The 12,454-nt window shown below is 71.6% G+C and carries 12 protein-coding genes; 1 reads left to right on the top strand and 11 read right to left on the bottom strand.

What is annotated here, in order from left to right; translation table 11 throughout:
* Window positions 1-168: 168 nt before the first annotated feature.
* From ACGFYY_RS12520 to ACGFYY_RS12470, 11 genes are all read right to left on the bottom strand, one after another.
* Window positions 169-1,344 carry a polyprenyl synthetase family protein gene (locus ACGFYY_RS12520; RefSeq protein WP_365277599.1) on the bottom strand — a complete coding sequence of 392 codons (1,176 nt, stop codon included), beginning with the start codon at window positions 1,342-1,344 and terminating at the stop codon, window positions 169-171.
* Complete coding sequence (gene hpnE / locus ACGFYY_RS12515; RefSeq protein WP_365277601.1) at window positions 1,341-2,720, bottom strand: hydroxysqualene dehydroxylase HpnE; 1,380 nt, start codon at window positions 2,718-2,720, stop codon at window positions 1,341-1,343. The genes ACGFYY_RS12520 and hpnE overlap by 4 nt, the downstream gene beginning before the upstream one ends.
* Before the next feature lie 196 nt (window positions 2,721-2,916).
* Window positions 2,917-3,879: a presqualene diphosphate synthase HpnD gene (gene hpnD, locus ACGFYY_RS12510; protein ID WP_393708774.1), complete on the bottom strand. Its 963-nt coding sequence runs from the start codon at window positions 3,877-3,879 to the stop codon at window positions 2,917-2,919.
* Entirely contained in the window at window positions 3,876-4,769 is an 894-nt protein-coding gene (gene hpnC, locus ACGFYY_RS12505) for a squalene synthase HpnC (RefSeq protein ID WP_393708772.1), read from the bottom strand. Before hpnC ends, hpnD begins: the two co-directional genes overlap by 4 nt.
* A 410-nt stretch (window positions 4,770-5,179) precedes the next feature.
* Window positions 5,180-5,962: an ABC transporter ATP-binding protein gene (locus tag ACGFYY_RS12500; protein WP_030010274.1), complete on the bottom strand. Its 783-nt coding sequence runs from the start codon at window positions 5,960-5,962 to the stop codon at window positions 5,180-5,182.
* Window positions 5,955-6,884, bottom strand: a complete 930-nt coding sequence (locus ACGFYY_RS12495; protein ID WP_393708769.1) for an ABC transporter permease — start codon at window positions 6,882-6,884, stop codon at window positions 5,955-5,957. The genes ACGFYY_RS12500 and ACGFYY_RS12495 overlap by 8 nt, the downstream gene beginning before the upstream one ends.
* Before the next feature lie 94 nt (window positions 6,885-6,978).
* Window positions 6,979-7,863 carry a glycosyltransferase family 2 protein gene (locus ACGFYY_RS12490; RefSeq protein ID WP_393708767.1) on the bottom strand — a complete coding sequence of 295 codons (885 nt, stop codon included), beginning with the start codon at window positions 7,861-7,863 and terminating at the stop codon, window positions 6,979-6,981.
* Window positions 7,860-8,639 carry a CDP-alcohol phosphatidyltransferase family protein gene (locus ACGFYY_RS12485; protein ID WP_365277616.1) on the bottom strand — a complete coding sequence of 260 codons (780 nt, stop codon included), beginning with the start codon at window positions 8,637-8,639 and terminating at the stop codon, window positions 7,860-7,862. The genes ACGFYY_RS12490 and ACGFYY_RS12485 overlap by 4 nt, the downstream gene beginning before the upstream one ends.
* Complete coding sequence (locus tag ACGFYY_RS12480) at window positions 8,617-9,678, bottom strand: iron-containing alcohol dehydrogenase family protein (RefSeq protein ID WP_365277619.1); 1,062 nt, start codon at window positions 9,676-9,678, stop codon at window positions 8,617-8,619. The genes ACGFYY_RS12485 and ACGFYY_RS12480 overlap by 23 nt, the downstream gene beginning before the upstream one ends.
* Window positions 9,666-10,418, bottom strand: a complete 753-nt coding sequence (locus tag ACGFYY_RS12475) for a sugar phosphate nucleotidyltransferase (protein WP_393708763.1) — start codon at window positions 10,416-10,418, stop codon at window positions 9,666-9,668. The genes ACGFYY_RS12480 and ACGFYY_RS12475 overlap by 13 nt, the downstream gene beginning before the upstream one ends.
* On the bottom strand, window positions 10,415-12,058 hold the full coding sequence (locus ACGFYY_RS12470) for a DUF5941 domain-containing protein (protein WP_393708761.1): 1,644 nt from the start codon (window positions 12,056-12,058) through the stop codon (window positions 10,415-10,417). Before ACGFYY_RS12470 ends, ACGFYY_RS12475 begins: the two co-directional genes overlap by 4 nt.
* On the opposite strand from ACGFYY_RS12470, the gene ACGFYY_RS12465 reads away from it, so the two are divergent.
* Entirely contained in the window at window positions 12,035-12,172 is a 138-nt protein-coding gene (locus ACGFYY_RS12465) for a hypothetical protein (protein WP_365277628.1), read from the top strand. The two genes, ACGFYY_RS12470 and ACGFYY_RS12465, sit on opposite strands and share 24 nt — an antisense overlap.
* The last annotated feature ends 282 nt before the right edge of the window (window positions 12,173-12,454 follow it).

Genomic DNA, 12,454 nt, shown 5'->3' with positions numbered 1-12,454 from the left:
GCTGCCGGCGCCGGCGCCCTCGGCGCTGCCGTCGGTCGTCGCTGTCATGGCTTCCCCTTAGAACAGTGTCCTCTGCTGTGCTGGGGTCTGCCGTCGGCCGGTGCGCGCCACGTTCAGGTGGCGGCCCCGGCCGGCGACTCGCGATTCATATCCGCTGTCGGGTGGCGATCACCTCTTGCGCACGACGACGAAGTCCGCGAGGGCGACGAGCTGGTCGCGCACGCGCTGCGGCATGTCGACGTCGTCCAGGGCCCGGATGGCCACGGCGTGCTGGCGGCGCGCCTCGTCGGCGGTCCATCCGCGGCCGCCGGCCGCCTCGATGAGGGCCGCGCGGTGGGCGAACTCGGCCTCGGAGAAGTTCTCGAAGTCGCTGCTCTTGGCGTCCTCGGCGAGGAGCCGGGCGAGTTCCTCGGAGGCCTCGCCGCCGGCCGCGAGGGCGGCGACCACCGGCAGGGACTTCTTGCGCTGGCGCAGGTCGCTCCAGGTCTGCTTGCCGGTCGCCTCCGGATCGCCCCAGATGCCGAGCAGGTCGTCGACGGCCTGGAAGGCGAGGCCCAGGTGGTAGCCGTACTCCTCCAGCTTGTCGGCGGTACGGTCGTCCGCGCCGCCGAGCACGGCGCCGATGGAGACCGCGCAGGCGAGCAGGGCGCCGGTCTTGTTGCCCTCCATCTCCAGGCACTCCTCGACGCTGACGCGCTCGCGGTGCTCGTAGGAGATGTCCTGCGCCTGGCCGTCGATGAGCTTGCGGCTGGCGGTGGTCAGGCGGCGGGTCGCGCGGCCGGCCTCCACGGTGCCGAGCTCCAGCAGCACCTCGTTGGCGAGGGCGAACAGGGCGTCACCGACCAGGATCGCGAGGGCGGGTCCGTGCACCTTCCACACCGTGTCGCGGTGGCGGCGCTGTTCGTCGCCGTCCATCAGGTCGTCGTGCAGCAGCGAGAAGTTGTGCACGAGCTCGACCGCGACGGCGCCCGGGATGCCGACCTCGGCCGCGGCGCCCGCGGCCTCGGCGGAGAGCAGCGCGAGCGCGGGACGCACGGCCTTGCCGCCGTCGCCGTCCGCCACGTTGCCCTGGGCGTCGATCCAGCCGAAGTGGTAGGCGGCGACGGTGTCCATGGGCGCCGCGAGCCGCTCGACGGCGGCGCGGAGCGCGGGGGTCGAGAGCGTACGGCCGCGTTCCAGGAGCGCGATCGTGTCCGCCTTCTCCACGCCCCCTCCGGCTGTGCCCACAGTGGCATCCGTGTTCTCGACAGCCGGGTTCCCCGGATTCACTGGCTCTCCTCTTGTTCCTGTACGTGCTGTGCTCGTGGTGCTGGTGGTGCCGGTGCTGCTGATGGTGCTCGTCATGCCGCCTCCTGCAGAGGGTGTTCGCGGTGGCGGCCGAGCGCGGCGAGTGCGGCGTGGGCCGCGCTCAGTCCGCTCCGGACGGCGCTCTCCATGGTCGCGGGCCAGCCCGTGGCAGTCCACGCACCGGCGAGGTAGAGCCCCGGCGTGTCGGTGCGCGCCCCGGGGCGCAGCCGGCCGACGCCGGGGGTGGGGGCGAAGGTTGCCGTCCGCTCCCGGGTGACGAAGAAGTCCCGTACCTTGGCGCCGCGCGCGGCGGGCAGCAGCCGCTCCAGCTCGGGCAGGTACTTGGCGCGCAGGACCGAGACGGGCTCGTCGATGTCGTCCTGGGCGACGGACTGGGACAGTGCCAGGTACTGGCCGCCGTCCGGGAGTCCGGAGGATTCGGTGCGGTCGAAGACCCACTGGACCGGGGAGCCGAGGGCGGCGAAGAAGGGCTGCTTGAGCACCTTGCGGTCGTAGACCACGTGGACGTTGAGGATGGGCGCGGTGCCGATGTCCAGGAGCTTGTCGGGGTCCGGGAGGGCGCCGGCGGGCAACAGTCCGTGCGCCTCGCGCTGCGGGACGGCCAGGACGACGGTGCCCGCCTCCAGGCACTCCTCCTCGGTGTCGATCCGCCACGCCCCCTCGGGCATGCGGGAGATGTCCGTGACCCGGGCGCGCAGCTCGGTCCGTACGCCGGCGGCGTCGAGGGCCTTGCGGGCGAGGGTGTCGTGCAGTTCGCCCAGGGGTACCCGGGCCCAGCCGATGTCGGCGGCGCCGTTCTCGGAGAGCAGGCCGGTCTTGAACACCATGGCGGCCAGTCCCAACGAGGACTGCTCGGCGGTGGCGTTCAGGGTGGCGATGCCGACCAGGTCCCAGAGCGCCTCGATCGTGCGGGCGGACTGCCCGTAGCGGCCGAGCCAGGTCGCGAAGTCCAGGCCGTCCAGCGCCGGGTCGGCGGGGTCCAGGCGGCGCAGCGCGAGGGCGGCGCGCCCGACGCTCAGGCGCTCGGCGAAGGAGAGGTGCGGGTAGCGGGCGAGCGATCCGGCCAGGTGCAAGGGCACGGGCAGGGCGCTGCGGCGCAGCCGGCCGAGCCGCGGACCGCCGGGGCGGGCCACGTCCAGGACGGGTACGTCGAGCCGGTCCTGCAGGGGCGCGAGGGCGGCGCCGTCGACGCGGTCGAGGAACCACCGGTAGGCGGTGCAGCACCGCAGGTAGACGTGCTGGCCGTTGTCGACCTCGAGGTCGCCGCGCTTGAAGGAGAAGGCCAGCCCGCCGAGCCGGGGACGCCCCTCCAGCAGGGTCACGCGCAGTCCGGCGTCGGCGAGTTCGAGGGCGGTGGTGACCCCGGCGAGTCCGCCACCCACGACGACGGCGTGCTCTTCGAAGCCGGTCATGCGCCCTCCCCCGTGGTGCGGTGGCCCTCCGGGCCCGCGGGAAGAGACGCGGCTCCCGCCGAGGTGGTTGCCCGGGCGTCGACCCGACCGGGTCGGACCGGCGTGCGCAGCCGCGCGCGCACCGCGGCAGCGCGCGCCGGGCGTGCGCCCTGGGCGCGGGAGCCCGCACTCGCGCCGCACGGGGTGACGGCGGTCATCAGGCTCGCCTCCGGGTGTTCCGGCGGGAGACGGTTCGGGCGTCGAGCCCGGACAGGCCGCGCACGGCGACGTACGCCTTCTCGTGCGGCGGCAGCGACACGCGGCCCCGCAGCACCGCCTCCGGCTCCCGTTCGATGCGGTCCAGCAGTCGCCGGTAGATACCGGCCATGGCGGCCACGCAGGCGCCGCTGCGCCGGTCGAGCATCGGCAGCAGTCGGTAGCCCTCGGCGAACAGGGCGCGGGCGCGCCGGACTTCGTGGTGGACGAGCCCGGCGAAGTCGGCGCCGGCGGGCATCCGCTCGCTGCGGAAGCCGTCCGAGCAGCCGAACTTGGCGAGGTCCTCGGCGGGCAGGTAGGTGCGTCCGTTGCCGGCGTCCTCGCGAACGTCCCGGAGGATGTTGGTGAGTTGCAGGGCGAGGCCGAGGGTGTCGGCGTACTCCCCGGCGCGTTCGGCGTCGGCCGCGGCCAGGCCCGAGCCGTTCACGGTGCCGAACACGCCGAGCGAGAGCCGCCCGATGGCCCCGGCCACGCAGCGGCAGTAGGTCCTGAGGTCGTCCCAGGTCTCGTAGGTCTCGCCGCGGACGTCCATCAGGACCCCGTCGATGAGTTCGTCGAGGCCGCCGAGCGGGATCGGGAAGCGGCGCGCGGCGTGCGTGAGGGCGACGGCGACCGGGTCGGTGTCGTCCTCGTCGATCTCCTCGGCGCGGATCCGGCCGAGCAGGGCGCGGGTCTCCTCGAGGCGGGCGAACTTGGCCTCGGGCGCCAGCGTGCCGTCGCCGATGTCGTCGACCCGCCGCGAGAAGGCGTACAGCGCGGACATCGCCTGCCGCTTGTCGGTCGGCAGCAGTCGGATGCCGTAGGCGAAGTTGCGTGCCTGGGCACCGGTGACGGCCTCGCAGTAGCTGTAGGCGGCCTGGACCGGTGCGGACGCGTGTGTGAGGCCCTCCACGGTCGGGCTCACCCCTTTCTCGGCGCTGTGCGCAGGACGGCGGCCACCTCGCGGAGCAGGCCGCTCTTGGTGGGCTTGGGCGGGCCGGGGAGTACGTCGAAACCGGCGGCGGTGACGGCTCGTAGAGCCGCCCGGCCCCCTCCCACGAAGCCCGCGAGCAGCAGCCGGAGTCGGCCGTGCACGCTCCCCACGAGCGGGGTGCCCTCGTCGAGCAGCTCGCGTGCGCGCTCGGTCTCGAAGGCGATCAGGGAGCGTACGGACGCGCCGGCGGACGGGGCCGCGAGCTCGGCCTCGGTCACGTGGAAGCGACGCAGGTCCTCGGCGGGCAGGTAGATCCGGTCGCGGCCGAGGTCCTCGGCGACGTCCTGGAGGTGTTCGACGATCTGCAGGGCGGTGCAGACGGCGTCGGAGCGGCGGACGCGCTCGGGCGTGCTGGTGCCGGTGAGGGAGAGCACGAGGCGGCCGACCGGGTTCGCGGACAGCTCGCAGTAGCCGACGAGGTCGGCGTACGTCTCGTAGCGCGCGACGTGCTGGTCCTGGCGGTTGGCCTCGATCAGGGCGAGGAACGGCTCGGGGGTCAGGTCGTGGGCGCGCACGACGGGCCGCAGGGCCTGCAGCAGCGGGTGCCGCGGCGGGCCGGCAGGGCCGCCGGAACCGTTGAAGACGCGGTGCAGGTCCGCTTCGAGGGCGTCGAGCATGGCGAGCCGGTCGTCGACCGCGGCGGGGTCGAGACCGAGGAGTACGGCGTCGTGTCCGCCGGGGGCGAGGTCGCCGTCGCCGATGTCGTCGACGAGGCGGGCGTACCCGTAGACAGCCGTCAGCCCGTCGCGCCATTCGCGGGGCAGGAAGACGGGGGCGACGGGGAAGTTCTCCGCCGTCGCCTTGTCGAGGGTGGCGCTCACGTGGACGGTGTCGGCCAGGGGTCGGATGCCGTGCCCCGGGGTCACCGCCCGCCGCCCGGGGCGGGGACGGCCGTCGTGCCTGGGGGCCGGAGAATTCCCGTAGCCATTGCCGTCACATCTCCCGTTCTACACTGCCGACCCATTACATCCTATTTCGGACACGCCGCCGCGGGGATTCCCCGGGCTGCCCCAAGGCCCTTCACCTGCGGGGAATCGTCCCCTCTTGCCGCGATTGAGGACCGCCTCAGCTTACGCTGCGGAACGTCGCGGAGCCCTCCGGGGTATTCGCTCCGCCACCGAATGTCGCCGCGAAATACAAGAACACGATTGAGGCCCCCGCCGCGCTGAGCGTCGGGGGCCTTCGGGTGAAGCGGAAAAGCGCCGGAAGTGGGCGCCGCGCGACCCGGAGGTCAGCCGTTGGTGGCCTTCTCGTATGCCGAGACGACTTCTTCGGTGGGCCCGTCCATCAGGAGCTCACCCTTCTCCAGCCACAGCACCCGGTCACAGGTGTCACGGATGGACTTGTTGTTGTGGCTCACCAGGAAGACCGTGCCGGCCTTCTGCCGCAGTTCGCGGATCCGGTCCTCCGAACGCACCTGGAAGCTGCGGTCACCGGTGGCCAGGGCCTCGTCGATCATCAGAACGTCGTGGTCCTTGGCGGCCGCGATGGAGAAGCGCAGACGCGCGGCCATGCCGGAGGAATAGGTACGCATCGGAAGGGAGATGAAGTCGCCCTTCTCGTTGATGCCCGAGAAGTCGACGATGCTCTGGTATCGCTGCTTGATCTGCTCGCGGCTCATACCCATCGCGAGACCGCCGAGAACGACGTTCCGCTCGCCGGTGAGGTCGTTCATCAGGGCCGCGTTGACACCCAGCAGCGAGGGCTGGCCGTCGGTGTAGACCTTGCCCTCCTCACAGGGCAGCAGGCCCGCGATGGCGCGCAGCAGGGTCGACTTGCCGGAGCCGTTGGAGCCGATGAGGCCGATGGCCTCGCCGCGGTAGGCGGTGAAGGAGACCCCGCGCACGGCGTGGACCCGGCGGACGCCGGGGGCGTCGCCCTTCTTCCGGCGCACGATCTTGCTGAGCGCGGCGGTGGCCGCGCCCTTGCCGGAGCTGCCGGTGTTGACCCGGTAGACGATGTGGACGCCGTCCGCGATCACGGTGGGGACGCGCCCCTGGGTGTTGTCAGCCACGGCCGTAACGCTCCTCAGACTTCCAGAAGTACACGAAGCCACCGATGCCGATCACCGCGGCCCAGCCCACCGCGAAGGCCCACACGTGCGGGGGCAGGTTGTCGGCCGTGTAGTCGTCGATCAGCGCGAACCGGATGAGGTCCATGTAGATCGCGACCGGGTTCCACAGCAGCAGGTCACTGATCCACGCGGGCTGTTCCTTGAGGTAGATCCCGATCGGGAACATGACGCCGGAGGCGTACATCCAGGTACGCATCACGAACGGCATCAGCTGCGCGAGGTCGGGGGTCTTGGACCCCGCCCGCGCGAAGATCATGGCGAGGCCGGTGTTGAAGACGAACTGGAGCGCCAGGGTCGGGATCACCAGCAGCCAGGAAAGCTGCGGGTAGTTGCCGAAGCAGACGGCGATCACGAAGACGACGATCATCGAGTACAGCAGCTGCTGGAGCTGCTGGAGCGAGAAGGACACCGGCAGCGCGGCGCGCGGGAAGTGCAGCGCCCGCACCAGTCCGAGGTTGCCCGAGATCGCCCGGACGCCCGCCATCAGGGAGCTCTGGGTGAAGGTGAAGACGAAGATGCCCATCACCAGGAACGGGATGTAGACGTCCTTCGGCATCTCGCGGCCGGCCTTGAGGATCAGGCCGAAGATCAGCCAGTAGACGACCGCGTTCAGCAGCGGGGTCGCGACCTGCCAGACCTGGCCGAGCTTCGCCTGGCTGTACTGCGCGACCAGCTTGGCCCTGGAGAAGGCCATGATGAAGTGGCGCCGGCCCCAGAGCTGCCGTACGTACTCGCCCAGCCCCGGCCGGGCGCCGCTGACCGAGAGGCCGTACTTCCTGGCGAGCTCCGCGGGGCTCAGCCCCGCGTCGTCGGACAGTGGCCTGCTCGTGGCGAGGGCACCGTCGTGGGTTGTGTCACTCACAAGTTGAAACTTTCGTCTTCAAGATGCGGCCAGGTGGGCATCAGGCTGGTGGCTCGAGGCCCGTGATCGCGTCATGTTCCCAGACGCGGGCTGGTCAGATGACAGGAGGTCGGCCCAGCCGGGTCAACCGCCAGACCGTTCGCCATCTCATCGGGCGGCGGGGTCCGCAGGGAGTGGTCCATCCCTCCCGGAATCCGCCGAACCAGGCCTTCAACGCGGGCGCCGACGGCCTGCGTACGAGCGTCAGCAGGAGCCAGACGCCCAGGTAGACCGGGACCAGCGGGGCGGGCAGGTTGCGGCGGGCGAGCCACACCCGGTTACGAGCCACCATACGGTGATAGACCGCGTGCCGGGAGGGGGCAGTTGTCGGGTGCAGCAGCACCATGTCCGACCGGTAGTCGATCAACCACCCTGCGTCGAGGGCCCGCCAGGCCAGATCGGTCTCCTCGTGCGCGTAGAAGAACTCCCCCGGCAGCGCTCCGACCTGCTCGAACACGGTCGTGCGGACGGCGTTGGCGCCGCCCAGGAAGGTGGTCACGCGGGAGGAGCGCATGGGGTCGGACGCGCGCAGTCGCGGTACGTGCCGGCGCTGGGTCACACCGGTCTCCGGATCGGCGATCCGGAAGCTGATGATCCCGAGCGCGGGGTCCTCGGCGAAGGCCTGCCGGCACAGCTCGGCGGTGTCGGTGCGCTCCAGCAGACCGTCGTCGTCGAGGAAGAGCAGCACGTCCACGTCGGCGCCACCGGGGCCGAAGGCCTCGATGCCGACGTTGCGCCCGCCCGGGATGCCCAGGTTCTCGGGGAGGTCGATGCTGCGGACCCCCTCGGGCAGGCCGGTGACCCGCACGCCCTGGCCCACGACGACCACGTCGATCGGGGCGCCTTCCTGGCGGGCCACCGAGTCGAGGAGCGCCTTGAGCTCGTCGGGCCGGTTGCCCATGGTGATGATCACGGCGCCCAGCCGCAGCGGGGCGCTCACTTGAGCCTGCTGGAGGCGAGGATGGACACCAGGTGCAGCACGGTCTGGAGCATCGCGATGCCGGCCAGTACGGCGACCCCGACGCGGGACCAGTACAGGTCTCCCTGCACCTGGTCCACGACGGCCAGCACCAGGATGAGCAGCGAGGCCTCGATGCCCAGGATCAGGCGGTGGAACTTGAGCGCGGCGGCGGCCCGGCGGGCGAAGGCCATGCCCTTCGCGCGCGGCTCGGCGGCCGCGTCCTTGACCACGGGCTTGCCGGCCTGGTGGCGGGCGACGCCGACCAGGTCGGTCTCGGCCTTGATCAGAATGGCGCCGAGGGCGGCCAGGGTGCCCAGGAAAGCCCACAGCCAGTCGGCGCCGCCGGGGCCCCACAGGTCGGCGGCGCGCAGGCCGAAGCCGACCAGGACCGCGGCGTCGCACAGGTAGGCGCCGACCCGGTCCAGGTAGACCCCGGAGAGCGAGAACTGCTTCTTCCAGCGGGCGACCTCGCCGTCGACGCAGTCGAGCAGCAGGTACATCTGGACCGCGACCACGCCGAGGACGGCGCCCAGGACGCCCGGCACGAGCAGGGCCGGGAGGGCGAGGACGCCGGCGAGGGTCATCAGGTAGGTCAGCTGGTTGGGCGTGACCTTGGTGGTGACCAGGTAGCGGGTGATGCGCAGGGAGATCTCGCGCATGTAGAGGCGCCCGCCCCAGTGCTCGCCGCTGACCCGGTCCTTCACACCCGCGGGGTGGACGACAGGCCGCAGTTCAGCTACGGATGGTCTTGACATAGTCGGCGTAAGCGTCCCTGATCTCGGCGGCGGACAGGTTGAGGTGCTCCAGGATCGTGAAGCGTCCCGGGCGGGTCTGGGGGGCGTACTCGACGGCCGCGACGAACTCGTCGACGCTGAAGCCGATCTCCTCGGGCCCGGCCGGCAGACCGTGCCGGCGCAGCACCTCGACGAAGAGGCCGGACTGCTCGGCGGCCCCGCGCAGGTGCATCGCGAAGGCGGCGCCGATGCCGACCTGCTCGCCGTGGAGCGCGGAGCGCCCGGGGTGGAGCAGGTCGAAGGCGTGGCTGATCTCGTGGCAGGCGCCGGACGACGGGCGGGAGTCCCCGCTGATCGACATGGCGATGCCGGAGAGCACCAGGGCCTCGGAGAGCACGGTGAGGAACTCGTCGTCGCCGCAGCCGCCGGGGTGACGCAGCACGGACTCGCCGGCGGTACGGGCCATGGCGGCGGCCAAGCCGTCGACGGGCTCGCCGGTGATCTTGTGCGAGAGCTCCCAGTCGGCGATCGCCGAGATGTTGGAGATCGCGTCACCGATGCCGGCGCGGATGAACCGGACCGGGGCTTCCTTGATCACGTCGAGGTCGATCACCATGGCGATCGGCGTCGGCACACCGTAGGAGCCGCGGCCGTTGTCGTTGTCCAGGATGGACACCGGCGAGCAGATGCCGTCGTGCGAGAGGTTGGTGGCGACGGCCACCATGGGCAGCCCGACCCGCGCCGCGGCGTACTTGGCCACGTCGATGATCTTGCCGCCGCCCAGGCCCACGACGGCGTCGTAGCGGCGGCCCTTTATGTCGTCGGCCAGCTTGACCGCGGAGTCGATGGTGCCGTCGACGACCGCGTACCAGTCGGCGTGCGGCAGTACGGGCTCCAGCTTCGCGCGCAGCGCCACGCCGGAGCCTCCGCTGATCGCGATGGCCAGCTTGCCGGAGGCGGAGATCCGCTGGTCGGCCAGGAGGCCGGCCAGGTCGTCCATCGCCCCGCGACTGACGTCGACGACGACGGGCGAGGGGATGAGCCTCGTCAGTACTGGCATGCGATCGTCCGGCCCTTGGCGAGGTCGTCGTGGTTGTCGATCTCGACCCACTTGACGTCGCCGATGGGGGCCACGTCGATGGTGAAGCCGTCGTTGACGAGCTGCTGGTAGCCGTCCTCGTAGTAGAGGTCGGGGTCGCGCTCGAAGGTGGTCTTCAGGGCCTCGGCCAGCTGCTCGGCGGCCTCGGGCTCGATGAGGGTCACACCGATGTACTCGCCGGTGGCGTCGGCGGGGTCCATCAGCTTGGTGATCTTCTGGACGCCCTTGCCGTCGGCCGTGACGACCTTCATCTCCTCGTCGGCCAGGTTCTTGACCGTGTCCAGGGCGAGGATGATCTTCTGGCCGTTGCCGCGGGCGGCGAGCAGGGTCTTCTCGACGGAGACCGGGTGGACGGTGTCGCCGTTGGCGAGGATCACACCCTGCTTGAGGACCTCACGCGCGCACCACAGGGAGTAGGCGTTGTTCCACTCCTCGGCCTTGTCGTTGTCGATCAGCGTGATCTTGACGCCGTACTTGGCCTCCAGGGCCTCGCGGCGGGCGTACACGGCTTCCTTGCGGTAGCCGACGACGATCGCGACCTCGGTCAGGCCGACCTCGGCGAAGTTGCCCAGCGTGAGGTCGAGGACCGTCAGGCTCTCCTCGTCGCCCTCGGGGCCGACCGGCACGAGCGCCTTGGGCAGGGTGTCGGTGTAGGGACGCAGACGGCGTCCGGCACCGGCAGCGAGTACAAGGCCGATCATGCTGGTTCTCCTTCGTCATGTACGGCGGGTGCTCCGGAGGAGACCCAGAATCGGATGCTCTCCACGAGCACCACGAGTGCCACGAACACGGCCAGGGCCGTGAGCGCGACGGGGAAGTCCGCTTCGCGCGACGCGAGGACGGCCGCCAGGACCGTGATCAGCAGGACCCGGCCTTCGTGGCCGCCGATCGTCCGCACCAGCCAGTGCGGGGGCGCGCCGGTGCCACCGCGGATGCGGTACACCGTGTCGTAGTGATGGTAGGCGACCGCCGCGATCAGGCCGAATGCCGCGGGAAGGGCCCCGGGGACGTCCGCCTTGACGGCGAGCGCGAGGACGGTGACGTACTCGGCCGCCCGGAACAGCGGCGGGATCAGCCAATCCAGGGCGCCCTTGAGCGGCGCGGCGACGGCGAGCCCGGCCGCCATGACATAGATCACCGCTACGGCGATCAGTCGGGGGTCGCCGAACGGCAGGAACACGGCGCCCGCGATCATCACCAGCGTGCCGAGGGCCGCCACGTACACGGAGCCGAAGGATCCGGCGCGGCCGCGCAGCAGGCGGGCCTGGAGCTCGGCGAGCGGGCCCGAGTCGGCCAGGTCGGCCAGCGCCTGGGCGGCCCGGTCGGTGCGGGTGGCCTTGCGCGTCAGGGAGCGCAGGACCCGACCGGCGGTGGTGTAGAGCGCGCCGAAGGCGCAGCCGACGAGCAGGGCGTAGAAGACGATCCGGGGGGTGGTGAAGGCGGTCAGCACCGCGATCATCGCCCAGCGCTCACCGATCGGGAGGATGATCATCCGGCGGACCCACACGGTCCAGCCGACGCTGTCGAGCCGGCCGGACAGGGCGGCCGTGGGAGACGTGTTGGCGGTGGCGTCGTGGTTGGCCTCGTTGAAGGAGAAGTCCACCACGTGCCGGCAGGTCATGAGGATCATGGAGCCGACGGCCAGGGCCCAGACGTCGTCGCCGTTCCGGGCCGCGCCGAGGGCGAGGCCCGCGTAGAAGGCGTACTCCTTCGCGCGGTCGAAGGTGGCGTCGAGCCAGGCGCCCATCGTCGAGTACTGGAGCGAGTAGCGGGCGAGCTGCCCGTCGGTGCAGTCCAGCACGAAGGAGACGAGGAGCAGCACGCCGGCCGCCACATAGCCCCAGCGTTCGCCGGTGGCCGCGCAGCCGGCCGCGATCAGCGCGGTGATCAGCGAGGCGGTGGTGACCTGGTTCGGGGTCAGGCCGCGGCGCGCGCACCAGCGGGCGATGTAGCGCGAGTACGGGCTGATGCAGAAGGTGGTGAAGAAACCGTCCCGGGACTTCACGGCGGTCCGCAGACGGACCGCCTCGTCGTCGACGGCGGCGACGGCGGCGACCGCCGCGTCCCGCTCCGCCCGGGCGGCGGGGACGGCCGCGACGAGCGTGCCCAGCTCGGGGCGCTGGACGGTGGTCCCGGCGGCCTCGACGGCGGCCGCGAGCCGGTCCGCGTACGGGCCCGCCTCGTCGGTGGCCGCGCCGGCCGCCTCGGCGGCGGCCTTGTCGAGGGCGCCGCGGGCCCCGGCCTGCACGGCCAGGGCGCCGGTGACGGCGCAGGCGTCGAAGCGCGGGTCGGTCAGCGCGAGGCGCAGCGCGTGCACGTGCCCGACGAAGGCACTGTCCACGACGGCCACCCGCTGGTCGGCGGGTACGTCCGCCAGCGCGGCGGCGGCGTCCTGGGGACCGGCGGCCGGGCGGACGTCGAAGCCGAGGGAGCGCAGCTCGTCCGCGAGCGGTGATCCGGGGACCGGCAGGCCGGTGAGGATGACGGTCGGCAGACGAACTCACTCCTTGTAACGGATTCCGAACGCGCGCCCTTATGGGGCGGCGGCACGTCGGCAGAGGCTATCGGATGAATGGAAGCAGGGGTTCACCACCCGTTTACGCCCTGATAAGCCGAATATTCGGGCCTCGGGCCGGGTTCCGATCATCATTGACGATCACGGCGCGGTACCACAAACGGCCCGGATGTTACGGTGGACACGCCCTTGAACGTGTCGAGTGGGAAGAGGTGGGTCGAT

The sequence above is a fragment of the Streptomyces sp. NPDC048331 genome (genome assembly GCF_043201215.1).
In the GTDB taxonomy this organism is placed as follows: Bacteria; Actinomycetota; Actinomycetes; order Streptomycetales; family Streptomycetaceae; genus Streptomyces.
The sequence above is the reverse complement of the archived record's forward strand: the minus strand, read 5'-3'. Positions and strand labels throughout refer to the sequence as shown.

What these genes read in the sequence shown, in the direction of transcription:
- ACGFYY_RS12520 (WP_365277599.1), bottom strand. Translation starts at nt 1,344, where the DNA reads ATGACGAGCACCATCAGCAGCACCGGCACCACCAGCACCACGAGCACA.
- ACGFYY_RS12485 (WP_365277616.1), bottom strand. Translation starts at nt 8,639, where the DNA reads ATGTCAAGACCATCCGTAGCTGAACTGCGGCCTGTCGTCCACCCCGCG.
- hpnE (WP_365277601.1), bottom strand. Translation starts at nt 2,720, where the DNA reads ATGACCGGCTTCGAAGAGCACGCCGTCGTCGTGGGTGGCGGACTCGCC.
- ACGFYY_RS12475 (WP_393708763.1), bottom strand. Translation starts at nt 10,418, where the DNA reads ATGATCGGCCTTGTACTCGCTGCCGGTGCCGGACGCCGTCTGCGTCCC.
- ACGFYY_RS12480 (WP_365277619.1), bottom strand. Translation starts at nt 9,678, where the DNA reads ATGCCAGTACTGACGAGGCTCATCCCCTCGCCCGTCGTCGTCGACGTC.